The 26,270-nt window shown below is 67.4% G+C and carries 27 protein-coding genes and 1 tRNA gene; 12 read left to right on the top strand and 16 right to left on the bottom strand.

Annotation, left to right across the window (positions count from 1 at the left end; all coding sequences use genetic code 11):
* Positions 1 to 34: 34 nt before the first annotated feature.
* The gene (gene infC, locus ASE66_RS01370; RefSeq protein WP_057188629.1) at positions 35 to 604 is read right to left on the bottom strand and encodes a translation initiation factor IF-3; all 570 of its coding nucleotides are present in this window, start codon (positions 602 to 604) and stop codon (positions 35 to 37) included.
* Between the two features lie 58 nt (positions 605 to 662).
* Positions 663 to 1,886 (bottom strand): glycosyltransferase family 4 protein, encoded by a 1,224-nt coding sequence (locus ASE66_RS01375; RefSeq protein ID WP_244494767.1) that lies wholly within the window; start codon positions 1,884 to 1,886, stop codon positions 663 to 665.
* A gap of 124 nt (positions 1,887 to 2,010) precedes the next feature.
* Here ASE66_RS01375 and ASE66_RS01380 point away from each other — a divergent pair, with 124 nt between their 5' ends.
* Complete coding sequence (locus tag ASE66_RS01380; RefSeq protein WP_057187783.1) at positions 2,011 to 2,796, top strand: alpha/beta hydrolase; 786 nt, start codon at positions 2,011 to 2,013, stop codon at positions 2,794 to 2,796.
* Positions 2,797 to 2,806: 10 nt separating this feature from the next.
* Here ASE66_RS01380 and ASE66_RS01385 read toward each other — a convergent pair whose 3' ends face one another.
* From ASE66_RS01385 to ASE66_RS01410, 6 genes are all read right to left on the bottom strand, one after another.
* Complete coding sequence (locus ASE66_RS01385; protein ID WP_057187784.1) at positions 2,807 to 3,061, bottom strand: DUF1150 family protein; 255 nt, start codon at positions 3,059 to 3,061, stop codon at positions 2,807 to 2,809.
* Between the two features lie 115 nt (positions 3,062 to 3,176).
* Positions 3,177 to 3,605: an Hsp20 family protein gene (locus tag ASE66_RS01390; RefSeq protein WP_057188631.1), complete on the bottom strand. Its 429-nt coding sequence runs from the start codon at positions 3,603 to 3,605 to the stop codon at positions 3,177 to 3,179.
* Between the two features lie 137 nt (positions 3,606 to 3,742).
* Entirely contained in the window at positions 3,743 to 4,147 is a 405-nt protein-coding gene (locus tag ASE66_RS01395; protein WP_057187785.1) for a RidA family protein, read from the bottom strand.
* A 99-nt stretch (positions 4,148 to 4,246) separates the two neighbouring features.
* Positions 4,247 to 4,323, bottom strand: a tRNA-His gene (locus ASE66_RS01400).
* Positions 4,324 to 4,451: 128 nt separating this feature from the next.
* Entirely contained in the window at positions 4,452 to 5,474 is a 1,023-nt protein-coding gene (locus ASE66_RS01405; protein WP_057187786.1) for a hypothetical protein, read from the bottom strand.
* Between the two features lie 160 nt (positions 5,475 to 5,634).
* Positions 5,635 to 6,030 carry a phasin gene (locus ASE66_RS01410; RefSeq protein WP_057187787.1) on the bottom strand — a complete coding sequence of 132 codons (396 nt, stop codon included), beginning with the start codon at positions 6,028 to 6,030 and terminating at the stop codon, positions 5,635 to 5,637.
* 256 nt (positions 6,031 to 6,286) lie between these two features.
* Between ASE66_RS01410 and ASE66_RS01415 the strand changes: the two genes are divergently transcribed.
* From ASE66_RS01415 to ASE66_RS01460, 10 genes are all read left to right on the top strand, one after another.
* Positions 6,287 to 9,253 carry a PAS domain-containing sensor histidine kinase gene (locus ASE66_RS01415; RefSeq protein ID WP_057187788.1) on the top strand — a complete coding sequence of 989 codons (2,967 nt, stop codon included), beginning with the start codon at positions 6,287 to 6,289 and terminating at the stop codon, positions 9,251 to 9,253.
* Between the two features lie 116 nt (positions 9,254 to 9,369).
* Entirely contained in the window at positions 9,370 to 10,527 is a 1,158-nt protein-coding gene (locus ASE66_RS01420; protein ID WP_057187789.1) for an acyl-CoA dehydrogenase family protein, read from the top strand.
* A gap of 69 nt (positions 10,528 to 10,596) precedes the next feature.
* On the top strand, positions 10,597 to 11,259 hold the full coding sequence (locus ASE66_RS01425; protein ID WP_057187790.1) for a glutathione S-transferase family protein: 663 nt from the start codon (positions 10,597 to 10,599) through the stop codon (positions 11,257 to 11,259).
* Between the two features lie 86 nt (positions 11,260 to 11,345).
* Complete coding sequence (locus ASE66_RS01430; protein ID WP_244494768.1) at positions 11,346 to 12,287, top strand: DMT family transporter; 942 nt, start codon at positions 11,346 to 11,348, stop codon at positions 12,285 to 12,287.
* Positions 12,288 to 12,518: 231 nt separating this feature from the next.
* Positions 12,519 to 13,508 carry a LysR family transcriptional regulator gene (locus ASE66_RS01435; RefSeq protein WP_057187791.1) on the top strand — a complete coding sequence of 330 codons (990 nt, stop codon included), beginning with the start codon at positions 12,519 to 12,521 and terminating at the stop codon, positions 13,506 to 13,508.
* A complete protein-coding gene (locus tag ASE66_RS01440; protein WP_057187792.1) occupies positions 13,508 to 14,026 on the top strand; it encodes a tripartite tricarboxylate transporter TctB family protein in 519 nt (172 codons plus the stop codon). The genes ASE66_RS01435 and ASE66_RS01440 overlap by 1 nt, the downstream gene beginning before the upstream one ends.
* Positions 14,027 to 14,029: 3 nt before the next feature.
* Positions 14,030 to 15,532 carry a tripartite tricarboxylate transporter permease gene (locus ASE66_RS01445; protein ID WP_057187793.1) on the top strand — a complete coding sequence of 501 codons (1,503 nt, stop codon included), beginning with the start codon at positions 14,030 to 14,032 and terminating at the stop codon, positions 15,530 to 15,532.
* A gap of 61 nt (positions 15,533 to 15,593) precedes the next feature.
* A complete protein-coding gene (locus ASE66_RS01450; protein ID WP_057187794.1) occupies positions 15,594 to 16,565 on the top strand; it encodes a tripartite tricarboxylate transporter substrate-binding protein in 972 nt (323 codons plus the stop codon).
* 80 nt (positions 16,566 to 16,645) lie between these two features.
* Complete coding sequence (locus tag ASE66_RS01455; RefSeq protein ID WP_057187795.1) at positions 16,646 to 17,191, top strand: ureidoglycolate lyase; 546 nt, start codon at positions 16,646 to 16,648, stop codon at positions 17,189 to 17,191.
* A 103-nt stretch (positions 17,192 to 17,294) separates the two neighbouring features.
* Positions 17,295 to 17,741 (top strand): DUF1236 domain-containing protein, encoded by a 447-nt coding sequence (locus ASE66_RS01460; protein ID WP_057187796.1) that lies wholly within the window; start codon positions 17,295 to 17,297, stop codon positions 17,739 to 17,741.
* A 95-nt stretch (positions 17,742 to 17,836) separates the two neighbouring features.
* Here the strand turns inward: ASE66_RS01460 and ASE66_RS01465 are convergent, their stop codons facing one another.
* The 8 genes from ASE66_RS01465 to ASE66_RS01495 all read right to left on the bottom strand — a co-directional run bounded on the left by ASE66_RS01465 (position 17,837) and on the right by ASE66_RS01495 (position 25,748).
* Positions 17,837 to 18,274, bottom strand: coding sequence for an RES family NAD+ phosphorylase (locus tag ASE66_RS01465; RefSeq protein WP_057187797.1), 438 nt, complete (start codon positions 18,272 to 18,274; stop codon positions 17,837 to 17,839).
* Entirely contained in the window at positions 18,274 to 18,702 is a 429-nt protein-coding gene (locus tag ASE66_RS01470) for an antitoxin Xre/MbcA/ParS toxin-binding domain-containing protein (protein WP_057187798.1), read from the bottom strand. Before ASE66_RS01470 ends, ASE66_RS01465 begins: the two co-directional genes overlap by 1 nt.
* Before the next feature lie 66 nt (positions 18,703 to 18,768).
* The gene (gene upp / locus ASE66_RS01475) at positions 18,769 to 19,410 is read right to left on the bottom strand and encodes a uracil phosphoribosyltransferase (RefSeq protein WP_057187799.1); all 642 of its coding nucleotides are present in this window, start codon (positions 19,408 to 19,410) and stop codon (positions 18,769 to 18,771) included.
* Between the two features lie 34 nt (positions 19,411 to 19,444).
* The gene (locus tag ASE66_RS01480) at positions 19,445 to 20,662 is read right to left on the bottom strand and encodes a URC4/urg3 family protein (protein WP_057187800.1); all 1,218 of its coding nucleotides are present in this window, start codon (positions 20,660 to 20,662) and stop codon (positions 19,445 to 19,447) included.
* 8 nt (positions 20,663 to 20,670) lie between these two features.
* Positions 20,671 to 21,933: a GTP cyclohydrolase II gene (locus ASE66_RS01485; protein ID WP_057187801.1), complete on the bottom strand. Its 1,263-nt coding sequence runs from the start codon at positions 21,931 to 21,933 to the stop codon at positions 20,671 to 20,673.
* 228 nt (positions 21,934 to 22,161) lie between these two features.
* On the bottom strand, positions 22,162 to 22,323 hold the full coding sequence (locus tag ASE66_RS32595; RefSeq protein ID WP_129158631.1) for a Thivi_2564 family membrane protein: 162 nt from the start codon (positions 22,321 to 22,323) through the stop codon (positions 22,162 to 22,164).
* Positions 22,324 to 22,692: 369 nt separating this feature from the next.
* Entirely contained in the window at positions 22,693 to 24,831 is a 2,139-nt protein-coding gene (gene glyS, locus ASE66_RS01490; RefSeq protein WP_057187802.1) for a glycine--tRNA ligase subunit beta, read from the bottom strand.
* A complete protein-coding gene (locus tag ASE66_RS01495) occupies positions 24,831 to 25,748 on the bottom strand; it encodes a glycine--tRNA ligase subunit alpha (protein WP_200964547.1) in 918 nt (305 codons plus the stop codon). Before ASE66_RS01495 ends, glyS begins: the two co-directional genes overlap by 1 nt.
* 230 nt (positions 25,749 to 25,978) lie before the next feature.
* On the opposite strand from ASE66_RS01495, the gene ASE66_RS01500 reads away from it, so the two are divergent.
* A complete protein-coding gene (locus ASE66_RS01500) occupies positions 25,979 to 26,263 on the top strand; it encodes a hypothetical protein (RefSeq protein ID WP_057187804.1) in 285 nt (94 codons plus the stop codon).
* Positions 26,264 to 26,270: the final 7 nt, after the last annotated feature.

The following is a 26,270-nucleotide window of genomic DNA, read 5'->3' on the forward strand; positions in this document are numbered from 1 at the left end:
GTGCGCCCTTTTTTCATCGTTGCGATACCCGCGCTTACCTGGGCGCGAGCACCATGACCATCTGACGACCTTCGAGCTGCCAGTCGCTCTCGACCTTGGCGACTTCGGCCGTATCGACCTTGACGCGTTCCAGCACCTTCACACCGAGATCCTGGTGCGCCATCTCGCGGCCACGGAAGCGCAGGGTGACCTTCACCTTGTCGCCTTCCTCGAAGAAGCCGTGCATCGCCTTCATCTTCACTTCGTAATCGTGCTTGTCGATGCCCGGACGAAGCTTGATTTCCTTGATCTCGATGGTGCGCTGCTTCTTGCGCGCCTCGGACGCCTTCTTCTGCTCGAGAAAGCGGAAGCGGCCGTAATCGAGGATCTTGCAGACGGGAGGCACAGAATTGGGGGCGATCTCGACCAGGTCGAGACCGGCATCCTCGGCAATCTTGAGCGCGTCGAAGAACGAGACCACGCCACGGTTGGCGCCGGTATCGTCGATGAGCTGGACGTCGCGGACGCCACGAATGTCACGGTTGGCGCGGGGACCGTCCTTGACGGGAGCTGGTGCGGCACGGAAGGGACGACGAATGGCTGTATTCTCCTGTGACTGGCGCATCGCGCCGTTGGTGAGACACATTGCACAACGCGAAGCGTTGTCAATGGATCAGGCGGGTTCAGCGCCCGAGCAGGGCGCAATAGACGTCGAGTGTGTCGTTGACCATCGAAGCCAGCGAGAAATGGCGCTCGACATGCAGCCGGGCGCGCCGCGCCAGCGCGTCGCGGGCGGAGGGCCGCAGCGCCAGCGCCTCGCGCAGGGCCTCGGCGAGCCCCGCCGCATCGTCGGGCGGCACATGCCAGCCGCTACGCTCCTGCGGCGTGACCTGCGGCGGCGCCAGCACCGTCTCCGGTACGGCGCCGAGATTGGAGACGACGACCGGCGTGCCCATGGCCTGCGCCTCGACGGCGACGCGGCCGAACGCCTCCGGCTCGGTCGAGGGCACGGCGACCACGGCAGCCGCCAGGAAGGCGGCAGGCATGTCCGAGCAATGGCCGACGCGGCGGACCCGGCCCTCGAGTCCGGCCCTGGCGATGGCGTCGTCGAGCTCGCGGACATAGCCGTCGCGGCCCTGCGCATCACCGGCGAGGATGAAAGCGGTGTCCACGTCGCCGGCATCGCGCAACTGGCGCGCCGCCTCGATCAGCACCTTCTGCCCCTTCCAGCCGGTGAGCCGGCCGGGCAACAGCACGATGCGCTGATGCGGCTCGACGCCCCAGGCGCTGCGCAGGGCGCTGATCCGTTCGGGACTCACGGCCGACGGCGCGAAGGCCGAGAAATCGGTGCCGCGATGGACGACGCGGATGCGCTCGCGGGCAAAGGGGTGGCGGGCACGGATCAGGTCGGCGGTGTAGCCGGAATTGGCGATGACGACGTCGCTGCGCGCCATCACCGAATTGTAGAGGTTCTTCACCGTCGAGCGGGCGTTGTAGGAGCCGTGATAGGTCGTGACGAAGGGCAGCTTCAGGGCCCGTGTCGCCGCGAGCGCGACCCAGGCCGGCGCCCGCGAGCGGGCATGGACGAGGTCGACCCGTTCGCGCTTGCAGAGCAGCGCGAAGGTGCGCACGTTGAGCAGCATCGAGAGCGGGTTCTTGGCCGCCGCCGGAAAGGGCAGCCAGATGCCGCCCTTGGCCTGCAATTCGGCGACGAGCCGTCCGCCCTCCGTCGCGACCAGCGCCCGCGCACCGACCTCGGTCAGCCCCGCGGCAATGTCGACGGCGGTGCGCTCGGCACCCCCCGCTTCCAGATCCGGGATGATCTGCAGCACGGTGCGCCCGGCGAGCGGATGCGTCTCGGTCGAAGGCAGGGATAATTGCGCGCCGGAACGCAGGGAGGTGCTCACTGCTTGAAAAGGCCTTCTGCTTGGCGACTCGCGGGTGCTATCGGGTTCAGATGATGACCAAATCGGGCGGTATTGCAGCAGGGACGCGCCTGCTTTCACCCGGTTCACCACAGGAGAGCATAGGGTGACGAGGCCTGAGCCGCAATTTTTGAGCGTCGGCACTGATGCGGAGCGCCGCGAGATCGCAGTGCTGACGCAGGCAGGCAACGGCCCGCCGGTGGTCTGGCTCGGCGGTTTGCGCTCGGACATGCGGGCGACCAAGGCCGAAGCGCTCGCCGCTTGGGCCGAGCGCACGGGGCGCGCCTTCATCCGCTTCGACTATGCCGGCCATGGCGAATCGAGCGGCGACTTCGCCCAGTGGACCATGTCGCATTGGCTCGAGGATGCGCAGGCGGTTCTCGCCGCCCATACGCAGGACCCCGCCATCCTGGTCGGCTCGTCGATGGGCGGCTGGGTTGCGCTGCTGGCGACGCTGCGCCTTCGTCAAGCAGAACCGCGGCTGCGGCCGACTGGCCTGGTACTGATCGCGCCGGCCGTCGATTTCACCGAGGAATTGATGTGGGCGCAGATGCCGGAGGCGATCCGCCAGACGATCGTCAATGAAGGTGTCTGGCAGCGGCCGTCGGAATATTCGCCCGAACCTATGCCGATTACGCGGGCACTGATCGAGGACGGGCGGCGCCATCTCCTCTTCGGGCAGCCGCTCGAGACCGGCTGCCCCATCCATATCCTGCAGGGCATGAAGGATCCCGACGTGCCCTATGGCCAGGCGCTCAAGCTGGTGGAGCATCTGCCGCACGATCCGGTCGTGCTGACGATGATCAAGGATGGCAATCATCGCCTGTCGACACCCGAGGACATCGCGCGCCTGATCGCCGCCGTCGAGGGCATCGCCCCCGCGGCGGCGTAAACGCGGCGCGTCAGTGCAGGCTGACCATCCTGAGATCGTGCTCCCAGGCGTTGGCCGTCGCGGCCTCGCGGGAATCGGTCACTAGGATCGGTGCGCCATCGGCCGAGAGCAGCGCGAACAGCTGCAGTCCGGGCTCGATCTCCGGCGCCTGCGGGAAGATGCGAGCCAACTCATCCGACATGATCGGCTTGAGATAGGCGACCTGGCCATTGCCGAGGGCGGCGAATTCGGCCGTGGTCAGGGGGGTCTCTCTGGTCTCAGTCATCGCGCCCTCCTTCAGAGCAGTGCGAGGCGGTTTGATTGTGCATCCTTGATCATGAACGGAAGGCAAACCGCATGCCTCCTCGAACTGACGTCTACGAAGCGCCTTCTCCAGGCCCCTAGTCGCGGCTCATGATATCGATACGCCGGACGAGCCGTTCCGGTTCCGGACGGGCCAGGTCGATGGCGAGCAGCCCGTTCGAGAGATCCGCGCCTAGAACATGCATGCCATCGGCAAGCAGGAAGGAGCGCTGGAACTGCCGCGCGGCGATGCCGCGATGCAGGAAATGCCGCGTCTTGTCGTCGACCTGACGGCCGCGGATGGTCAGCTGGTTTTCCTCCAGCGTGATCTCGAGCTGTTCGCGCGAGAATCCGGCCACCGCGAGCGTGATCCTGAGCTTGTCGGGCTCATCCTCGGTGCGCGGCATGCGCTCGATATTATAGGGCGGATAGCCATCGCCGGCGCCTTTGGCGACCCGGTCGAGAGCCCGCTCGATATCGTCGAACCCGAGCAGGAAGGGATGCGACAGGCTAGGCGGACGCGTCATCACGAAGCCCTTGAAAGGCGCCTCTGGAACAACCGGAGCCCGCTTGCGCAGCGCCCCGAACGCGAAAGGCGAACCCAACCGCGTGAACCGGATATGGCGAGCGGCGCGCCCCGTCGCAAGTCCCGCCCGGCCGGCGCTCAATCCAGCGCGGCGATCGCCTCGATCTCGATGAGGAGGCGCGGATCGACCAGCGCCGTGACCCCGACCATGGTGCTCGCAGGATAAGGGCCGTCGCCGAGATACTTCATCCGCACCTTGCGCACGGCGACAGCCTTCTCGGTCGAGAGATCGACGACATAGGTCACCAGCTTGAACACCTTGGTGAAGTCTGTCCCGGCAGCAGCCAGCGCCGCGGCGAGATTGGCATAGACCTGCTCGGCCTGGGCGGCGATGTCGCCCTCTCCCACCACCTTGCCCATCGGGTCGTAAGCGACCTGGCCGGAGACATGAACCTGCCGCTCCGCCTTGACGATGGCGAGGTGCGAATAGCCGGTCGGCGGCGAGAGCGAGGCCGGGTTGAGAAGATCGATCTTGCTGGGCATGGCGTGCTCCCGAGGCTTGCGGCTCGAAGCCGCGCGGCAAGCTAGGCCAGCGCAGGGCACACGCGCAATCTCGGGAAGGATCGGTACAGAAGAGAAAGATGGTACAGCCACCCCGGCTTGAACGGGGGACCTCTAGATCCACAATCTAGCGCTCTAACCAACTGAGCTATGGCTGCACGGCTTGCGCCTGATGTCGCGGCGCTTGGAAGCAGTCCGGCGACGGCGCGGAACCTAGTGCCACGCCTCACCGAATGCAACGGCGAAATGCGAGCCGGCGCGCGGAAAACCGCGCCGGCTTTCGAAATCAGCGACGCGGCAGCTCCTGGCGCGCCGTCGCGGCGAGATCGCCGAGATGAGCGGCAAAGGATTCATAGCTGCGGCGGAAGGCCTTGGCCTGGAGCGCGACCGCATCCGCGGTACTCTGCGTGCGGGCCAGGGTCTCGACCTCGCCCAGCGTCGCCTTCAGCTCGGCGCAGGCATGGTCGAGCACCTTGGCCTGGACGGCGCCGAAGGCACGCGTCAGCGCCAGGGTCGGCTCCAGCCAGGCGGCAGCCGAGAAGGGAGCGACCGCAACCGGCTTCGGCGCTTCGACCGGCTTGACAGCGACAGGCGAGGCAACGGCAGGCGCAGCAGCCGGCTCGGGAGCCTCGACGAGCTTGACCGGGGCGGGCGTGGGCTTGGCCACAACAGGAGCCACCGGCTTCGCCGCAACCAGCTCGACCTTGGCGGGCTCGACCTTGGCGGGAGCGGGCTGCACCTTGATCGGCTCGGCGGAGAGCTTGGCCGGTGCAGGCACGGACGCCGGCTTGGCGGGCGCGAGCTTGGCGGGCGCGGCCTTGGCGGCTTCAATCTTCACCGCGGGAGCGGCGACCTTGGCGGCCGGCTTCGCGATCTTGATCTTCAGCGGGGCGGTGCGCTTGGCGGGCTCGGCAGCAGGCTTCGCGACGGGCTTCGTTGCGGACGCGGCGATAGCAACGGCAGCAGGCTTCACCACCGGCTGGGCGGCGGGTTGCGGGGCCGTCGGCACGGGAGCGGCAACCTTGGGAGCAGCGGACACCGGAGCAGCAGACACCGGAGCAGCAGACTTGGCCTCGACCTTGGCGACCGGCGCAGGCGTGAGCGGTGCGGCGACAGGCTTCACCGCCAGCGTGGACTTGGTGTCCACGGGCTTGGTGTCCACCGGCTTGGCTTCCAGGGGCCTGGCTTCCACGAGCTTCGCCTCGGGGGCCTTGACGGGCGCGGCCGGTGCGAGCGGCGTCGGCTCGCTCAGCGCCTTGACCGGCGCGAGGCTGATCGGCGCCTTGCCGGGGGTAGTCTGCTTAGCCATCGGATCTCTCCTTCACGGTTCCGGCAGGCGAACCTGCGCGATCGACGAAACCGGGCCCAGGCAGGCCCCGCGGGATGTCTCATCCCGATCGAGTACGCCTGCGCCGGCGCCCGGCCGCTTCGTCGTGAAAGCCCGCTCCGCACCCGCGGCGCTCAAGGCTTCACTTCAGCTTGGTCGCCTTGGCGGCGGTCTCGGCTGCCTTCTTGGCGGCGTCCTGCACGCTCGTGCCGACATCCTTGAGCTGCGTCTGCAGCGCGGCCATCTGGGCCTTGAGGAACTCGGACTGGTGCTGGAGCACCTCGTTCATGTCCTTCGACTTGACGAGCTTGTTAGCAAGGTCGAAGGCGGCCGCGATGTTGTTCTCGGCGTAGGACATCGCCTTCTTGGTCATGTCCTGGACGTTGACGCGAGTCGACTCGGCCGAGCCATGAGCGCTGTCGACGGCCTTCTGGGCGGCGCCGATGAAACCGTCGAAAGCCTTGCGGGCCTGATCGACGCTCTTCTCGGCGAAATCGCGCATTTCGGCGGGGACTTCGTAGGGGTTCTTGCCGTCCATGGTGGTCCTCCTGCGACTGAGCCCAGCGTCTTCGCCGTCGCCGACGTCACGCCGCTATTGTGCACTGCAATATCATTATTGCAGTGCAATGACAACGCCGCCCCTGCAAGGGCAACGCAAGCCATATTAACGCTGTTTGGAAACGTCAGGGGAGAGGCAGGGTTCCCGCATGGATTCGCCCCGCTCGCGCGGTTATTAAAGATTTGTTAGGCATATTCGCGCGGGCTGGAGTCGTCAGCAGGTTGAGCGGAGCGGGATGAGCGAATCCGGACGGGATTGGAACGGCGTTGCCGGCGCGCTGGCGCAGGATCCCGCACTCGCGGGCTTCGCCGGCGAAGGCGCGCTGCTGCTCTGGCCGGCCGGCAGCGATGCGCCGGCCTTCGCCAACGGCGGCGGCCGGGCCCTGCTCGACGCCTTCGGCGGCGCGGCTAAGCTGCCCATGGCGACACGCGAACGCCTGCGCCTGCTTGCCGGCGGGCTCGCCTCGCCGACTGCGCTCAGGCTCGAAAGATTGCGGCTCGGCGCGTCGCTGACCGGGCTCGTGACCTGCGGCTGCAAGCGAATCGAGACCGATTCCGGTCCAGTGCTGGCCGTCGGCGTCACCGCCTCCGAGCTGCGGCGCCTCGGCATCACCGTGCCGAAGGAAGAGCCGCGCACTCCCATCGCTCCGGCGGTTGGGCCCGCCACTGCGGACGCAGGTGGCCAGGCCGAATCAGTCGAGCAACCGCGCCGCGCCAATCTGCGCTTCCTGTGGGAGAGCGATCTCGGCGGGACGCTGATCAGCCTGTCGCAGGATTTCGCGGAGCTCGTCGGCCTGGAGGCGGCAGGCGCGACGCAGGGGCGCAACTGGTCCGCCTTGCTCGCGAGCGATGTCGTCGATCTCGATGGCGACCTGGCCGCACGTCTCGCGACCTCCTCGACCTGGAGCGGCCGCGCCGTGCTCTGGCGTGTCGGCGCCGGCGAAGGTGCCCGGATCGAGCTCTCCGGCTTCCCGCTGTTCGACGGCGAGCGCAACCCCGCCGGCTTCCGCGGTTTCGGCCTGGCCCGCTCGCCCGCCAACGAGGTTTTTCCGGACCGGGAGGCTCTCGAAGAAGAGGCCGTTTCGGTCTCTCCGGAGGTCGATGCCCCCGAGGCGCCCCCTGCCGAGGCAACGGCCGCGGAAGAGCTGCCTGAGCCCGCGCTGAGCGACATTGCCGAGGCCGGGTCGGTTGAACCGACAGAGGCACGCTCGGAAGACGACGACGCCGAAGCGGATGCGCCGGTAGAGGCCCCGGACGCTGAAGCCGAGCTCGCAGCTTCGGACGACGAGTCTCCGACGACGCGAGCCGACGACGGCGACGCTGCCCCGGAGGCCAGCGAGCCGCGGCAGCCGGTCCCCACGCCGCCACCGGCCAATGTCGTGCCGCTGCGCAATGGCCATCTGACCGCCGTGCGCCCGGTGCTGGAGCCCTCCAAGACCCTGCTCTCCTCGGCCGAGCGCAACGCCTTCCGTGAGATCGCCAAGGCGCTCGGCGCCCGCATCGCCGGCGAGGAAGACGAGCCCGGCGAACCGCGCCTGCCCGCAGCGACGCCGCTGCGCATGCCCGACGAGGAAGCGGGCAGCGCGAAGGAGAAGGTCTCCGCCGAGGCTCCGGCGAGCGCTGCGTCGCCCTCTGCCGCGGCGCCCGAACCACGCCCGCGCGTTGCCAACGCCCATGCAGAGATTCTCGACCGGCTGCCGATCGCGGTGATGGTCAATCGCGACGAGACGGCGCTCTACGCCAACCGGACCCTGCTCGATCTGCTGGACTATGCCGATCTCGACGATCTCACCTCGGCCGGTGGCGTCAGCAAACTCATCAAGGGCGCGAGCCGCGGCAGCGACGGCGCGATGATCCTGGTCGGCCGCAAGGGCGGGCTGACCAGTGTCGACGGCCGGCTCTCCAGCGTGAGCTGGCAGGGCGAGCCCGCGACGCTGATGGCCTTCCGCAACAGCGTGCCGGGCGGCGCCCTCAAGCTGCTGTCGCCGGAGGAGGCGGAGGAGCAGGAGCTCGCGGCCGAATTCGAGGCGGAGGAGGAAGAGGCCTCCGCTCGCGTCGAGCAGCTCCGGCTGGAGGGGCAGGCGAACGACGCTCGCGTCTCCGAGCTCTCCGCCATGCTCGACACCGCGACCGACGGCGTCGTCACCGTGGACGGGCGTGGGCGCATCCTCGCGCTCAACAAGAGCGCCGAAGCGTTGTTCGGCTACGACCAGCGCGAGGTCGCCGGTGAGCTCTTCACCCTGCTCTTCGCGCCGGAGAGCCATTCGCCGGCGCTCGACTATCTCGACGGGCTGATCGGCGGCGGCGTCGCCTCGCTGATGAACGATGGCCGCGAGGTCATCGGGCGCGTGCGCCAGGGCGGGCGCATCCCGCTGTTCATGACCATGGGCCGCATCGCCGAGGGACCGGACAGCAAGTTCTGCGCGGTGCTGCGCGACATCACCGCCTGGAAGAAGACCGAGGGCGAGTTGGTCGAGGCGCGCAAGGCGGCCGAGAAGGCGAGCGCGCAGAAATCCGATGTGCTCGCCAAGATCAGCCACGAGATCAGGACCCCGCTCAACGCCATCATCGGCTTCGCCGAGGTGATGGCCGAGGAACGCTTCGGGCCGATCGAAAACGAGCGCTACAAGGAATACCTGCGCGACATCCACCTGTCGGGCGGCTATGTCATCAGCCTGGTCAACGACCTGCTCGACCTCGCCAAGATCGAGGCCGGCAAGCTCGACCTCGACTTCGTCAGCGTCAACCTGAACGAGATCGCGTTGTCGGCAGTCAATCTGCTGCAGCCGGAGGCGCAGCGCGGCCGCGTCGTGCTGCGCTCCGGCCTGGCGCCGAAGCTGCCGCCGGTCGTCGCCGACGAGCGCTCGCTGCGCCAGATCGTGATCAACCTGCTCTCCAATGCGGTGAAGTTCACCGATGCCGGCGGGCAGGTGATCGTCTCGACCGCGCTGGGCGACCAGGGCGAGGCGATCCTGCGGGTGCGCGACACCGGCATCGGCATGGACGATGACGAGATCAAGCTGGCGCTGGAGCCGTTCCGGCAGGTGCCGACCACGCGCAAAGCCGGCGGCACCGGCCTCGGCCTGCCCCTGACCAAGGCGCTGGTCGAAGCCAACCGCGCCGCCCTGACCATCACCAGCGCCAAGAAGGAAGGCACACTGGTCGAGGTCATCTTCCCGCCGCAGCGCGTGCTGGCGAGCTGACGGGCGCGGCGGGACCGCCGCGATACGCACGATGCGGAAGGCGGAGCCGCGCATTGGCGCGCGGCACGGCCCGCTCTACAATTCGAGCCTCCTGCCCTCGACCGGCGAGCATCCGCATGCAGTTCGCGCTCAGCGAAGAAGAAGAACTCATCCGCGACAGCGCCCGCAAGCTCGCGACGGACCGGCTGGCGCCGCTGGCCGAGCGGCTCGACCGTGGCGAGGGGCGGCCGGAATTCCTCGCCAATCTAAGGCTGCTCGCGCAGAACGGCTTCATGGCGCTCAACGTCAAGGGGCTGTTCGGCGGAACCGAAGCCGGCACCGTCGCCTTCGCCCTGGCGCTGGAGGAGCTCGCCGCCGCCTGCGCCTCGACGGCCGTGACGACCTCGGTGACCAACATGGTCGGCGAAGTCATCCAGGCCGTGGGCAACGAGGATCAGAAAGCGATCTACCTGCCGAAGCTGGCTGACGGCACCTACCCGGCCGGCGCCTTCTGCCTGACCGAGGCCGGGGCGGGTTCTGACCCTGCCGGCATGAAGCTGCGCGCCCGGCGCGACGGCGAGACCTACGTGCTCGACGGCGAGAAGATCTTCATCACCTCCGGCGAATATGCCGGGCTCTTCGTGGTCTGGGGCGTGACCAACCCCGAGGCGGCGAAAGGCAAGGGCATCTCGGTCTTCCTGGTGCCGGCCGACACGCCGGGCGTCAGCGTCGGCAAGGCCGAGACGAAGATGGGCCAGACCGGTTCGGCCACCAACACCATCCATTTCGACGGCGCCCGCATCCCTGCCGCCAGTTTGATGGGCAAGGAGAATGACGGCTTCCGCGTCGCGGTCGGAGAGCTCGCCGGCGGACGCATCGGCGTCGCCTCCGTCTCGCTCGGCATCGCCCGCGCCGCGATGGACGCCGCCAAGTCCTATGCCCGCGAGCGCAAGCAGTTCGGCCAGGCGATCTCGGAGTTCCAGGGCCTGCAGTGGATGATCGCCGATCGTGAGGTCGACCTGCATGCATCGCGGTTGCTGATCCTCGATGCGGCCGCGAAGAAGGATCGCGGCGAGCCTTTCGCCAGAGAAGCCTCGATGGCGAAGCTCTTCGCCTCGGAGGCGGCGCATCGCTGCACCGACGCGGCGATCCAGATCCATGGCGGCGCCGGCTATTGCCGCGATTTCCCGGTCGAGCGCTATGCGCGCGATGCCCGCATCACCCGGATCTACGAGGGCACATCGGAGATCCAGCGGCTGATCATCGCCCGCGAGACCTTGCGTCAGCTCGGCTGAGCTTCGTAGAATTTTCTTCTCCGCATCCGCCGGATTCGGAGCCCCTTCCCGCTCGCCGGAACCCTGCCCATGTCCCTGACCATCTATGGCTGCTATCGCTCGCGCGCGACGCGCAATGTCTGGCTCGCCAACGAGCTCGGCATCGCCTTCAAGCATGTGCCGGTGATCCAGGCCTATCGCCTGCCCGACCCCAACGCGCCGGACGCACCTGTCCACACGCGCAGCGCCGAGTTCCTCGAGGTGAATCCGAACGGTCATATCCCCTCGATCGACGATGACGGTTTCGTCCTGCACGAGTCGCTGGCGATCAATCTCTATCTCGCCCGCAAGCATGGCGGCCCCGTTGCGCCGAAGGATGTGCAGGAAGAGGGGCTCGCGGCGATGTGGTCGCTCTGGGCCGCGACCGAATGCGAGACGCATGCGCTCAACCTGACCTACCATCTCGCCGCCTACCCGCCCGAGAAGCGCGATCCCGCCCTCGTCAGCGCGGCGCTGGCGGCCCTCGCCACGCCGTTCGCGGTGCTCGACAAGGCGCTGGCCGAAGGTGGCGGCCACATCATGGGCGGACGCTTCACCGTCGCCGACATCAATGTCGGCGAGGTCATCCGCTACGCCAAGCCGGCGACGCAGCTCTTCGACGCCGCTCCGAACGTCAAGGGCTGGCTCGACGCGCTGCATCAGCGGCCCGCCTTCAAGGCGATGTGGGCGGCGCGCGACGCCGAGCCGGCCTGAGCGGCTCCACGGAAATCGGGTGGCCGGGGCTCCCCCCGGCTGCCTACTGACGCAGGATGACCCGCCCTGCGAGGACAGCTTCCGTCATGACACAAACGACCTCCGCTCCCTCGCTGCGCATGGGCCCGACCGAGTGGCTCCTGCTCATCGTCCTCTCGGTCCTGTGGGGCGGCTCTTTCTTCTTCAACAAGCTCACCGTGGCGGAGTGGCCGCCCTTCGCCGTCGTGCAGGTCCGCGTCGGGCTGGCGGCACTGTCGCTGCTGCTGGTGGTGCGGATCACAGGCCAGTCCATGGCGGTAGGGCGCAGCATCTGGCTCGCCTTCTTCGGCATGGGCATCCTCAACAACCTGATCCCGTTCAGCCTGTTCCTCTGGGGCCAGCAGCAGATCGCCAGCGGCCTCGCCTCGATCCTGAACGCGACCACGCCGGTCTTTGCCGTGCTGGTGATGCACTGCTTCGCCGGCGAGAAGGCGACCGGACTGAAGCTCGGCGGCGTCCTCGCCGGTCTTGTCGGCGTCGGCATCCTGATGGGTCCCGATGTGCTCGGCGGGCTCGGCTCCAACCTGGCGGCGCAGCTCGCCTGTGTCCTCGCGGCGATTTCCTATGCCTTTTCCGGCCTGTTCGGCCGGCGCTTCCGCGGCCTGCCGCCGCTCGTCGCTGCCACGGGACAGCTTACCGCCTCGACGATCATGATCGTCCCGATCGTCTTCTTCCTGCATCCGCCCTGGACGCTGCCGATGCCCTCGCAGCAGGCTGTCCTCGCGGCGATCGGCCTGGCGCTGATCTCGACGGCGCTGGCCTACATCATCTTCTTCCGGATCATGCGCGCTGCCGGGCCGAGCAATGTCATGCTGGTGACCTTCCTGATCCCGGTCAGCGCCATCCTGCTCGGCTCCGGCCTCTTGGGCGAAGAGCTGCTGCCGCGCCACTTTGCCGGCATGGCCGCGATCTTCGTCGGGCTCGCCTTGATCGACGGCCGGGTTGCCGGGCTGTGGAATGCGAGGCGAGCCGGCGCCCCGACCGCTTGACCGGGCTCCGCGGGCGTCCACAAACTCAGAAGAATCAATCCACTACAGTATTGCCCGACCGCTGGAGCGGCGTTCACCCTGTGGATGCCGCTCCAGCGGCAACGAGCTTTGTTGCCAATAAATTATGAATTGCTCTAGGGTCGCAAAACTGGCGACAGGCGCTAAAGGGCATAACCGAAACAACTGGCAGATATCACAAAAAGCGATACGCCAGAGGGGAGCGCGACAACCATGGACCTGAGGCAACTGCGATGTTTCATCGCGGTGGCGGAAGAGCTGCACTTCGGCCGGGCGGCCGAGCGGCTCGGCCTTGCACCGCCAGCGCTTTCGCGCCAGATCAGCGCGCTCGAAGACGAGCTCGGCGTCAGCCTCCTGACCCGCACCACGCGTCAGGTCGCCCTCACCCGCGCCGGTTTGATCATGCTGGAAGAGGCCAAGGCCATCCTGGTCAGGATGGAGCGCGCCTCCCGCTCCGTGCGCGAGGCCTCGCTGGCCTCGAGCAAGGTACTGCGCGTCGGCGCGATCGACGCGGCATCGTCGAGCTTCGTGCCAGAGGCGCTCGTCACCTTCCGCTCCCGCCATCCCGGCATCGAGATCAAGTTCGTCGAGGCGATGACGGCGCCGCTGGTGCAGATGCTGGAGGCCGGCAAGCTCGACCTCGCGCTGCTGCGTCCGCCGCGCAAGCCGACCGACTGCGCCTTCGAGATCCTGCGCGTCGAGCGGCCGATCGTGGTGCTGAGCGAGAGCCACCCGCTCGCCGCGCGCGAGCATCTGACCATGCAGGATCTCGTCGGCGAGCCCTTCGTGGTGCCCTCCAAGCGCATCCGCCCCTTCGCCTACGACCTCGTCATGGCCTATTTCGAGAGCGTCGGCGCGGTCCCCAACGTCACCATCGAGGCGACCGAGAAGCCGGCGATGATGTCGGCTGTCGCGGCCGGGCTCGGGATGGCGCTGGCGCCGGACTGGGTCTCGCGGTTGAGCTTCCCGGGCGTCACCATGCGGCGCCTGCGCGGAGCGCTGCTCGATCCGCCGCCTCCCGGCGCGCTGGTCGGTGTCGCCTGGCGGCCGCATCAGAAGCTGGCCGCGCGCGACGACTTCCTCGCCATCCTGCGCGAGAGCGTGACACTGATCGACGACGGCAACGTTCTGCCGTTCAGCGTAACCGGGCGCGGCAGGAAGCCTGCTCCGCGCACTGCAACCACCCGAGCCGGAGGACATTGATGAGTCTGAACAAGATCGAGGCTGCGCAAGGCTGGCGCATCCGCTCGACGCAGGATTTCGCGGGCGGCCTGTTCATGATCGGGCTGGCGGCCCTTGCGCTGTTCCTGGCGCGCGACCTGCCGCTCGGCACGTTGCGCCAGATCGGCCCGGGCATGCTGCCCAAGTCGATCGCAGTGATCTGCGCCGCGCTCGGTGCGCTGCTCAGCCTGAACGCGATGCGCTACAAGGGCGAAAAGCTCAGTGGCTGGTCCTGGCGCGGCGTCTTCTTCGTGCTGGGTGCGGCAGTGGTCTTCGGCCTGACGATCCGCGGCTTCGAGATCGGCCCGCTCAAGGTGCCCCAGCTCGGCATGCTGGTGTCCGGACCCCTGGTCGTGTTCATCGCCGGCCTCGCCGCCGAGGATGTCAGGCTCAAGGAACTCGCCATCTTCGCCGTGGCGATGACGACTGCCTGCGCCCTCCTGTTCAAATACGCGCTGAGCCTGCCTATCCCGCTGGCGCCCTGGCTGCTGGGAATCTGACCGATGTCTGAAATGTTCGCCAATCTTGGGCTCGGCTTCTCGGTCGCGCTCAGCTTTCAGAACATCGCGCTGGCCTTCGTCGGCTGCCTGGTCGGTACGCTGGTCGGCGTCCTGCCGGGCGTCGGGCCGATCGCCACCATCGCCATGCTGCTGCCGATCACCTTCGGGCTCGATCCGGTCGGCGCGCTGATCATGCTGGCCGGCATCTATTACGGCGCCCAGTACGGCGGTTCGACCACCGCCATCCTCGTCAACATTCCCGGCGAGGCCACCTCCGTGGTGACGACGCTCGACGGGCACCAGATGGCCAGGCAGGGCCGCGCCGGCGTCGCGCTCGGCACCGCCGCGCTCGCCTCGTTCTTCGCCGGCTGCGTTGCCACCGTCGTGATCGCGGCGCTGGGCGCGCCGCTGACCAAGCTGGCGCTGTTGTTCGGGCCGGCCGAGTATTTCTCGCTGATGGTGATGGGCCTGTGCTTTGCCGTCGTGCTGGCGCGCGGCTCGATCCTCAAGGCCTTCTGCATGATCATGCTGGGCCTGCTGCTCTCGACGGTCGGCACCGACCTCGAGACCGGCCAGGAGCGCATGACCTTCGGCTTCCCGCCGCTCTCCGACGGCATCGACTTCGCTGTGCTGGCGATGGGCGTATTCGGCTTCGCGGAGGTGCTGCGCAACCTGGAGAACCCGGAGGCGCGCGACGTCGTCCGCGCCAAGATCGGCCGGCTCCTGCCGGGCTGGAGCGATATCAAGCAGGCGGCCATGCCTGTCGTTCGCGGCACCGGCATCGGCGCGATCCTCGGCATCCTGCCCGGCAACGGCGCGGTGCTCGGCCCCTTCGCCAGCTATACGGTGGAGAAGAAGATAGCCAAGGACCCGTCGCGCTTCGGCAAGGGCGCGATCGAAGGCGTCGCCGGACCGGAGGCGGCCAACAACGCCGGAGCCCAGACCGCCTTCATCCCGCTGCTCACGCTCGGCATCCCGCCGAACGCGGTGATGGCGCTGATGGTCGGCGCGATGACCATCCACGGCATCATCCCCGGCCCGCAGGTCATGACCAAGAACCCCGACCTGTTCTGGGGCATGATCGCCTCGATGTGGATCGGCAACCTGATGCTGCTGGTGATCAACCTGCCGTTGGTCGGGCTGTGGGTGAAGCTGCTGCAGGTGCCCTACCGCCTGATGTTCCCGGCGATCCTGATCTTCTGCTCGATCGGCATCTACTCGGTGAACAACCAGCCGGTCGACGTCGCCTTCACCGCGCTGTTCGGCCTGTTCGGCTACCTCCTGATCAAGCTCGGCTTCGAGCCCGCCCCGATGCTGCTCGGCTTCGTGCTCGGCAAGCTGATGGAAGAGAAGCTGCGCCAGGCGCTGATCATCTCGCGCGGCTCGTTCATGACCTTCATCGAGCGGCCGATCTCGGCCGGGCTGCTGCTGGTCGCCGTCGCGATCCTCGTCATCGCGCTGATGCCGGCGATGTCGAAGAAGCGCGAAGAGGTCTTCACCGAATGACGGGGTTGTCACCCAACCCCGTTCCACCATCTTCAGGATATCGCGTCAGGGAGGACTACCAATGAAGAAACTCGCCCTCAGTCTCACCGCAGCGCTCGCCTTGGCGCTGCCGGCTCAGGCCCAGTCCAAGTACCCCGAGCGGCCGATCACCATGATCGTGCCCTTCGCCGCCGGCGGGCCGACCGACATCATCGCCCGCATCGTCGGCGAGAACATGTCGAAGACGCTCGGCCAGCAGGTCGTGGTCGAAAACGTCGCCGGCGCCGGCGGCACCACCGGCATCACCCGCGCGGTAACGGCGACGCCGGACGGCTACACCATTGCGATGGGCCATCTCGGCACCTTCTCGGCGGCGCCCGCCACCTATCCCGGCCTGAAATACGACCCGATCAACGGCATGCAGACGATCGGGCTCGCCGGCGGCACGCCGATCCTGATCGTCGCCAAGAAGGCCTTCGCGCCGAAGGACCTCAAGGAGTTCGTCACCTATGTGAAGGCGAACACCGACAAGGTGAACGAGGCCCATGCCGGCGTCGGCTCGGTTTCGTGGACGACCTGCACCCTGCTCAAAGGCCAGCTCGGCGTGCCCAAGCTGAACTCGGTCGCCTATCGCGGCACGGGCCCGGCATTGAACGACCTCGTCTCCGGCCAGGTCGACTTCATGTGCGACCAGATCGTCAGCGTCGCCGAGCAGATCAAGGCCGGCACGATCAAGGCCTATGCGATCGCCTCGGCGGAGCGCTCGCCGGCCCTGCCGGACGTCCCGACCACCAAGGAAGCCGGGCTGCCCGAGTACCAGATCGAAGCCTGGAACGGCATCGCCGCGCCGAAGGGCCTGCCCAAGGACGTCGTCGACAAGCTGGTCGACGCGCTCGACAAGGCGCTGAACGACGAGACCGTCAAGAAGCGCCTGCTCGACCTCGGCACCGTGCTGCCGACCAAGGAAGAGCGTACGCCCGCCGGCTTCGCCGCCCTGATCAAGCGCGACGCCGACAAGCTCTCGCCGGTGCTGTCCGCCGCGCCGAAGCAGTGAGCGGCTGATCCAGGCATCAATGGACGGCGGGCCGCGAGGCCCGCCGTTTTCTTTTGGCCACAGCGCATTACGATGCCGGCATGCGCCGCATCGCCCTGCCCGTCGCCCCGCTCTCCGCCGAAGCCTTCGCTCCCTACGGCCGCGTCCTGTCGCCTGCGAGCGCGCGTGACACCGGCCGCGAGGGCTACGACATCTGGATCCAGCCCTTCGCCGCCGAAAGCCGGCCACGGCTGCAGATCGTCCGCTATCATGCCCGGCCCTTCGTGGTCGCACTGGTCGAGCGGCATCTCCACGTCACCGAGGCGCGCCAGCCGCTGGGCGGACCGCCGGCCGTCATCGTGGTCGCCGAACCGTCCGAAACGCCGCCCGGGCCAGAAGCGCTCCGTGCCTTCCGACTCGATGGCGAGGGCGTGCTGTTCCACCGCGGCACCTGGCATGCGATCGACGCCTATCCCGAGCGCGGCGACCATGCCGATTTCCTGTTCCTGTCGGAGGAAGCGACGGTCAGCGAATTGTTCGACAATCCCGGGCGCGCTCCAGAACGGACCCAGGTTTTCGATTTTCTTGCTGCAGGAATCGAGCTCGTGATCGACACTAACTCGCCGGAAAATCAAAAGAATCGGTAGGTCCGGTTACGATCGTACACAGCTCGTGACTCTTGAAGCGGAACCCTATCGGGCACTTTTCCGTTTCCTCCTCCGAGGTTTCCCCTCTGTAAGGAGAACGGTCATGTTCAAGAAGCTTGCTCTGGTTACGGCCCTTGCCATCGTCCCGGCTGCGGCCTTCGCCCAGAATCCCGAAGGCGCCCAGGGCGGTGCGGCCAGCGGCATCGTCGGTGGTGCGACAGCAGGTGCTGTCGGCGGTGCCGTCGTCGGTGGGCCGGTCGGCGCGGTGGTCGGCGGTGTCGGCGGCGCAGTGGTCGGCGGCGTAACCGGCGGGATCATCGGCGACAACACCCCGCGCTTCCGCACCTATGTGGTCGAGCAGCGCGTGCCGTCCTACACCTATGCCGAGCCGGTCGTGGTCGGCACCGTGCTGCCGCAGCAGGGCGTGGTCTATCGCGAGGTGCCGGCCGAATATGGCGAGCGCGCCAGCGGCTATCGCTACACCGTGGTGAACAATCGCGCCGTGCTGGTCGAGCCGCAGACCCGCCGCGTAGTCCAGATCATCGAGTGATCCCAGTTGATCCGCTTGCCGCTTGCGCCATCAAGGCCTGAGTGACCATCCGGATCACAAGGCCCGCCCCGGCAACGGGGCGGGTTTTTGTGGTGTCAGCTGGTCAGCGGCAACCACAACCGCCGGTCGAAATTGAAGGGTTGCGTCGTGAGGACCTTGATCCCGACCGCATCCGGATGGCGCGGATTGACCAGGACGTTGAAGCTCCGCGGTGCGATGAAGGACGGCACCTTCAGGAGCGCGGTCGCACCCGCAGCCAGCCAGGCATCGCCCAGCGCCTGCGGCTCCAGCGCCGCCGGATCGCCTTCGCCGATCGACGCAGGCCCCGTCTCGATCTCGATCAGGACGTAGTCGTCCGGAATCAGCTCCGGCGTGAGGTCGAGATGGACTCGCACCTCAAGGATGGCGAGGGCGGGATTCTCGGCGGTGTAGACGACAGGCCATCCGGGCGAATTCCAACGACCGCCATAGAGCCGCGCGCCCTCGCCGCTCAGGTCGGCGAAGGCGGCGCGGGCGACGCGCCAGACCTTCATCAGGCGGCGATGCCGTGCGCGATCCTGCCGAGCAGTGCCTCGACTTGCGCCGCGCCTTCACCGGTGTCGAGCAGCGCCAGCGGCTTCTCGCCATCGAGCGCGAGGGTCGCGCGGCGCAGCCAGGCTGCCGCCTTGTCCTGCGAGCCGAAGGTGACCTCGGCCTCGGCGATGACGCGCGCAGCGCGCATCAGCCGGTCGGACTGCTCCGTGGTCAGCGTTCCGATCTTGCGGCGATGGCTCAGCGTCTTGCGCGGCAGCACGAGCTCGTCGATCTCGGTCAGCGTCATCCGGCCGCTTTCGATGACATGCTCGATCGTCCGCACCGGAAAGCCGCGGCGGACGGCAGCGATGAGATCGCGGCTGCTGGCGGCAGGGCCACCCAGCGCCGCCTGGCCACCGACGACATCCAATGCAGTCAGGGCAACCATGGCAATACTCCTTGGCGATATGCCCATAAGATAGGGGCATATCGCCAAGACTTCAATGGGAACGCGTCAGCGCGTGCCGAACATCCGGTCGCCGGCATCGCCGAGGCCGGGGACGATGTAGCCGTGATCGTTGAGACGCTCGTCGATCGCCGCAGTCCAGATGCGCACATCCGGATGGGCATCGCGCATGCGGGCGATCCCTTCAGGCGCAGCGAGCAGGCAGACGAAGCGCAGATCCTTGGCGCCGCGCTCCTTCAGCCGATCGACCGCCGCGACCGCCGAGTTCGCCGTCGCCAGCATCGGATCCATCACCACGATCATGCGGTCGGCAATATCGGAGGGCGCCTTGAAATAGTATTCGACCGCCTGCAGCGTCTGCGGGTCGCGATAGAGGCCGATATGGGCGACGCGGGCGGCGGGAACCAGCTCCAGCATGCCGTCGAGAAAGCCGACACCGGCGCGCAGGATCGGCGCGAAGACCAGCTTCTTGCCGGAAATCACCGGCTGCATCGACTTCTGCAGCGGCGTCTCGATCTCGATCATCTCGGTCGGCAGGTCGCGCGTGACCTCGTAGCAGAGCAGCATACCGATCTCGTTCAGGAGCTGGCGGAAGCTCTTGGTCGAGCGGTCCTTCTCGCGCATCAGCGTCAGCTTGTGCTGCACCAGCGGGTGGTCGACGATGGTGACGCCGTTTACGCTCGTGGTCATGCAGTCCTGATCCCCTTCGTCTTCTTGGCTTTATCTAGAATACCGTGCCGTCGCTGACGATGGTCAAGGGCGGGCCGCCACCCTCGCGCTTCTCGCGGGCGATGCGGCGGCCGGCGGCCCAGGTGCCACCCTCCAGCACCTTGGCGAGCGGCAGCTGCTCGGCGCTCAGGCCGAGCTCAGCCCGCACCAGTTCGCCGATCCTGTCGAGCAGCGCAACCGTCAGCGCCCGCCATTCGACCACGAGCTGCGAGCCGACCTCGTGGCCGCGCACCGCATCGGCCGGGTCCTTGAGCGCGAGCACGCCGAGATCGAGCAGGAGCCCGCCATTGCGGTATTCCGGCAGGCCGGTGAGCTCGTCGATGTCGACGACCTGGATGCCGGCCCATTGTAGCGGCTCGATCAGCGAATAGCTCAGCCATTGCGAGAGCTTGTGGAACGGCACGATTCCGGCGGTCACCTCGCCCGGCGCGATCAGCGGATGCTTCCAGCTGTCGCCGAGCGCGATGCCGGCATAGCTCAAACGCGACGGCCAGATGCCACCGAGCACCTCCAGCACCTGCGAGAGGATATAGGCAGCGCGGATCGAGCGGCCTTCGGCCGCCTCCATCAGCCGGTCGAACAGGTCGCCGGGCCGGGTCAGCCCATGCTTCTCCAGCTCCTCACCGAGACGGTTGAGCAGTGCCGCGCGGCCTTCGACAGCAACGAGCGGATTGCTGTCCGAGACCTGGAAGCCATCGACCAGCGCCGCGGCGTCGAGATGCCTGAGCGCCTCGCTGTCGACGCGCAGCGGCTGCGCCGGATCGCTGGAGAAGGCCCCTGCAGCAAACATGTCGAGCGAGGCCAGCGCCAGCCCTTCCGAGCGGCCGATGTTCTGGCCGCTCACCGCGTCGCGATAGTGCCAGCCGGCGCCGGCGCCAGCATCGAGCAGGACGCTGACGACGGCGAGATCGTAGGCCGCGCGCGCCCGCGCCCGCACATCGGCGAACTGGGCTCCGGCATCCAGCACCTTCCAGCGGTCCATGCCGGCGATGACGAAATGGCGCCAGCGGGCATGGAAGGGGATGTCGAGCGCCGGATAGTTCTGGCGGATCGTCTCGACCACATAGGCCGCGCAGGCAGGCAGGCGCTCGGGATGGACGCTGAAATGCGTCAGCCTGCCGGCAAGGCCGAGCTGCAGCATCTCATGGGCGCGCTCGCGGACAGCGGCCGGCTTGAGCAGCTGGCGGACGGCTTCGGGATTGGAGTCAGGCATAGGCGGGTTCAGAACTTTTCGAGGTCGCGGCCGACGGTGGCCTTGAGTGCATTATCGCCGGGCGCGCCGTCGGGCGAATAATAGCCCGCCGCCTTCTTGGCTTCGATTTCGACGGACGCATCCGGCGGGACGAGTTCGGGCGGGATGGCGACGCGCTCGCCGATCTCGATGCCGCTCTCGACCATGGCGTCGTATTTCATGTTCGACATCGACATCAGCCGGTCGATGCGCTTGACGCCGAGCCAGTGCAGAACATCCGGCATCAATTGCTGGAAGCGGGCATCCTGCACGCCGGCGACGCATTCGGTGCGCTCGAAATAGGTCGCGGCGGAATCGCCGCCCTCCTGGCGCTTGCGGGCATTGTAGACGAGGAACTTGGTGACCTCGCCGAGCGCCCTGCCCTCCTTGCGGTTGTAGACGATCAGGCCGACGCCGCCTCCTTGCGCTTCCTTCACCGCTTCCTCGATGCCGTGAACGAGATAGGGCCGGCAGGTGCAGATGTCGGAGCCAAACACGTCCGAGCCGTTGCACTCGTCATGGACGCGGCAGGCGAGCGTCTTCTTGGGATCGCAAATCGCCGAGACCTCGCCGATGACATAGGCGGTGATCGAGCCGATCGGCGGCAGGAAGACCTTGAGGTCGGGCCGCGTCACCAGCTCGGGATACATGCCGCCGGTCTGTTCGAACAGCGTGCGGCGCAATTCGTTCTCGCTGGTGGCGAAGCGCTCGGCGATCCCCGGCAGATGCCAGACCGGATCGACTGCGATCTTGGTGACGCTGATGTCGCCAGAGCCATGAAGGATATGGCCATCGGCCGCCAGCCGATGGCCGGCCATGGCCGCGAGGATCTCGGGCAGGTTGAGCCGCGCCTTGGTGACCGCGATGGTCGGGCGGATGTCGATGCCCTCGCCGATCCACTTGCCGAAATCCTGCGCGACGCGATGGCCGAACGGATCGAGCGAGACGATCCGGCTGGGCTCGAACCATTGCGGCTGCGGCAGGATGTCGGAGGTCGGATGGGTGTTGGTCAGGTCCGGCCGCTGCGCCGGGTTCATGGCGCGGGCGGAGATGGCGAGAGCGCGATAGACCGAATAGGAACCGCCATGGGCGCCGATGACGTTGCGGTCGGCCGGGTTGGTCGTGGAGGCGATGACCGGCCCGCGCTCCTGCGGCGTGTCGGCACCCCACTGGATCGGGAAGCGGGTCGAGGCGTTGCCGGGCTCGGGATGCGAGGTCAGGCGGATATGGCTGGTGCGGTTCTGCGAAGTCATCGCGGCGATCGCTCGATCTCGAACGGGAAAGGGCCCGGGACGGGTCACGTCCGGGGCCCTCTGGACCAATGAGAGTCTGGATCAGCGCGGGATTTTCGTCAATCAGCGGATGGAGACGTCACCACCGCCACGGCCGGGCCTTGTCCCGACCATCCATGGGCTCGCCGGTCACGGGCGATGTTCGCATGGATGCCCGCCACGGGGCGAGCATGACGGCGGCCCCTTTGGCTAGAAGACCGCGAGATAGCGCAGCAGCGAGATGATGCCGATGATGATGACGATGATCTGGACGATGTTCTTGATGTTGCCGTCGATCGGCAGCATCCGCACCAGATAAAGCACGAGAGCGATCACGAGAATGGTGATCAAAAGCGAAATCAGAATGCTCATGGCTCAAATCCTCTTATCGCGGCCGAAAGCCGGCCCCCCGAAGCGCCAGCTGCGATGCATTCGCAGGCAGCGGCCTCGGGCTAGAGAACGTCGAGCCCTGGGAAAAAGTTCCGGAAGGGTAGCTGGCTGAGGTGTTGGGACAGTGCTTTCCCGCCATCGTTAGGCGCCCGTAGAAGACTGCGGGATGGGGAGCCAACGGCAATGAAGGGCGCGGGGAACCCTTCTCCCGTGTGGGAGAAGGGCAGGGATGAGGGCCTGCCCTATCCGATTGAGGTCGCAGCGGCGCCGTTGCACTCAAGTAATCAGCGGCGGNACCCCTGCCCCTCTCCCATCCGGGAGAGGGGTTCTGTGTCGCGCTCCCCGCGCTAGTCAGCCGGCAATCCGCGAGAAATCCGCGACCGCGCGGGTCGCCTCGCGCAGCTGGTTGAGCAGCTTGAGGCGGTTGGCGCGCAGGGCCGGATCGGGATCGTTGACCGTGACCTTGTCGAAGAACGCGTCGACCGCGGGCCTGAGCTCGGCGAGCGCCGACATGGCGCCCTCATAGTCCTCGGCAGCGACCGCCGCTTCCGCCTTCGGCGTCGCTTGCGCCAGCGCGACCGCGAGCGCCTTCTCCTCGATCAGCCCGGCAGCGGCGATGAGCTGGAGATCGGCGGCATCAGCGAAGGCGCCCTCGCCGTCCTTCTTCTCCTCGGCCTTGAGGATATTGGCGGCGCGCTTGTAGCCGGCCAGCAGGCTCTTGCCGTCCTCGGTTTCGAGGAAGCGGCCGAGCGCGGCGACGCGGCGGGTAATGAGCAGGAGATCGTCATTGCCCGACGCGCCCTCTCCCAGCACCGCATCGACCAGATCATGCCGCGCGCCCTGGTCGCGCAGCATGACCTTCAGCCGATCGTGGAAGAAGGAGAGGAGGTCATTGTCCCTGGCGAACTTGGAGAGTTCCAGCCGCACCCCGTTCTCGACCACCAGCCGGATCACGCCCAACGCCGCACGGCGCAGCGCATAGGGGTCCTTGCTCCCGGTCGGCTTCTCGTCGATCGCCCAGAAGCCGACCAGCGTATCGAGCTTGTCGGCGAGCGCGACAGCGACCGAGACCGGGTCGGTCGGGACGCGGTCGGAGGGGCCGAGCGGCTTGTAATGCTCCTCGATCGCCGCGGCGACCGAGGGATTCTCGCCCTGCAGCTCGGCATACTTCCGACCCATCAACCCCTGAAGCTCGGGGAATTCGCCGACCATCTCGGTCGGCAGGTCGGCCTTGGCGAGCTTGGCCGCGCGCTCGGCCAGCGCCGGATCGGCGCCGACGATCGGCGCCAGCTCCTTCGCCAACGCCGCGATACGCTGGACGCGCTCGCCCTGCGTGCCGAGCTTGGCGTGGAAGACGACGCCGAGCCGGTCGAGCTTGGCCATGCGCTGATCGAGCGGCTTGGCAAGATCGAGCCCGAGCTTCTCGGCGCTCTCCTTGAGCGTGTCGAGATCTGGCAGCGGGCCGCGATCGGTCTGCCAGAAATAGGCGGCATCCGAGAGGCGGGCACGCACGACCCGGCCATTGCCGGCGGTGATCGCCAGGCCGCCATCGCTGGCCATCAGGTTCGAGACCGGGATGAAGCGATTGGCCAGCTCGCCGGAATTGGGATCGCGCAGCACGAAGCATTTCTGGTTGGCGCGGATGGTGGCGCGGATCGCCTCGCCGGGGATATCGAGGAAGCGCTCCTCGAAATCGCCCATCAGCACGACCGGCCATTCGACGAGGCCGGCGACCTCCTCCAGCAGGCCCTCGTCCTCGATCAGCTCCAGCCCCGCGGCGAAGGCGAGGTTCTTGGCATCGGCCGCGATGATCTGCTTGCGGCGGTCGGCATCGAGCACGACCTTGGCCCGCTCCAGGCTCGGGACGTAATCGTCGAAGCGCTTGACCGTGATCGGCCCCGGCGCATGGAAGCGATGGCCATAGGTGATGTTGGAGGAGTGGATGCCGTCGACCTCGAACGGCACGACCTCGGGATCCTCGGTCTCGGCGCCGAAGGTGCAGAGGATCGAATGCAGCGGGCGGACCCAGCGCAGCGAGCCGCTCTGCGCCGAGGCTTTGCCCCAGCGCATCGATTTCGGCCAGGGGAAGGCGCGGATCACGGCCGGCACGATCTCGGCGATCGCGGCGACAGTCTCCTGCCCCGGCTTCTCGATCACGGCGACGTAGGAATCACCCTTTTTCGGATCGCTGACGATGGTCGCCTGGTCGAGCGAAGACAGCCCCGCCGCCTTGAGGAAGCCCTGCACGGCGGCGTCCGGCGCGCCGACGCGCGGCCCCTTGCGCTCCTCGCGGACATCGCGGCCACGCACCGGCAGACCGGCGATGGTCAGCGCGAGCCGGCGCGGCGTCGCGAAGGCCTTGGCGCCCTCATAGGTCAGGCCGCGCTCGACCAGCGCATCGGTGACGAGCTTCTTCAGGTCCTCGGCGGCCTTGCGCTGCATGCGCGCCGGGATTTCCTCGGAGAAGAGTTCGAGCAGGAGATCGGGCATCAGTTTGCTCCCCCGCCGGCGGTCTTCAGCCAGGCCGCACCGCAGGCCTTGGCGAGCTCGCGCACGCGCAGGATGTAGCTCTGGCGCTCGGTGACCGAGATCACGCCGCGCGCATCGAGCAGGTTGAAGACATGGCTCGCCTTGATGCACTGGTCATAGGCCGGCAGAGCGAGCTTGTGGCTGGGATCGTTGCCGCCGATATCGGCCTCGCCGGCGGCGAGCAGTGCCTTGCACTCGGCCTCGGCATCGCTGAAGTGCCGGAAGAGTACCTCGGTATTGGCGTGCTCGAAATTATGCCGCGAGAACTCCTGCTCGGCCTGCAGGAAGACGTCGCCATAGCTGATGCGGTCCTCGCCTTCGAGGCCGTTGAAGTTGAGGTCGTAGACGTTCTCGACGCCCTGGACATACATGGCGAGGCGCTCGAGCCCATAGGTGAGCTCGCCCGCGACCGGGGCGCATTCGACGCCGGCGACCTGCTGGAAATAGGTGAACTGGCTGACTTCCATGCCGTCGCACCAGCACTCCCAGCCGAGACCCCAGGCGCCGAGCGTCGGGCTCTCCCAATCGTCCTCGACGAAACGGACATCGTGCAGGGCAAGGTCGACGCCGATCGCCCTGAGCGAGTCGAGATAGAGCTGCTGCAGATCAGGCGGCGACGGCTTCAGGATGACCTGGAACTGGTAATAGTGCTGCAGCCGGTTCGGGTTCTCGCCATAGCGGCCGTCCTTGGGGCGGCGAGAGGGCTGGACATAGGCCGCCTTCCAGGGCTTGGGACCGAGCGCGCGCAGCGTCGTCGCCGGATGGAAGGTGCCGGCACCGACCTCCATGTCGTAGGGCTGGAGGATGACGCAGCCGCGCTCGGCCCAGAAGCGCTGCAAGGTCAGCAGCAGCCCCTGGAAGGAGCGGGTCGGGTTCAGCGGATCGGAGGACGCGGCCAAGGGCATCAGCCTTTTAAACTGTCGAGAAACTTGCGGCGTGATTAGGGGCTGGCGACGCTCATGGTCAAGCGCTGGGCCATGAATGGCGCATGAACCCTTCGGCAAGGATCGCATTCATATAGCGGTGGCTATCGTCGCATCATCGAACGGTCCGCGGCATTCGGGGCGAGTGCTTGAGACGGGCCGACGCGACACGCAGGAGTATGCACATGCTGTCGAACCGTATCGCCGCCGCCCTGTTCGGCGCCGGCGCCCTCCTCTTCACCGGCCTTGCCGTCGCCCCGGCCAACGCCGCGCCGTTCGCGGCCGGCAGCGCCCCTGCCGCCTCGACCGGAGCCGGACTGATCGAGCAGGTCCAGTACTACGGCCGGCCCTATTATGGTCCGCGCCGCTATTATGGCCGCCCGGTCTACCGTCCGCGCTGCTATTTCGTCGATCGGCGCGTCTGGAACGGCTATCGCTGGGTGATCCGCCCGGTGCGCGTCTGCCGCTGATCCAGCC

Origin of the sequence: Allobosea sp. Root483D1 (assembly GCF_001429505.1) — a bacterium.
In the GTDB taxonomy this organism is placed as follows: domain Bacteria; phylum Pseudomonadota; class Alphaproteobacteria; order Rhizobiales; family Beijerinckiaceae; genus Allobosea.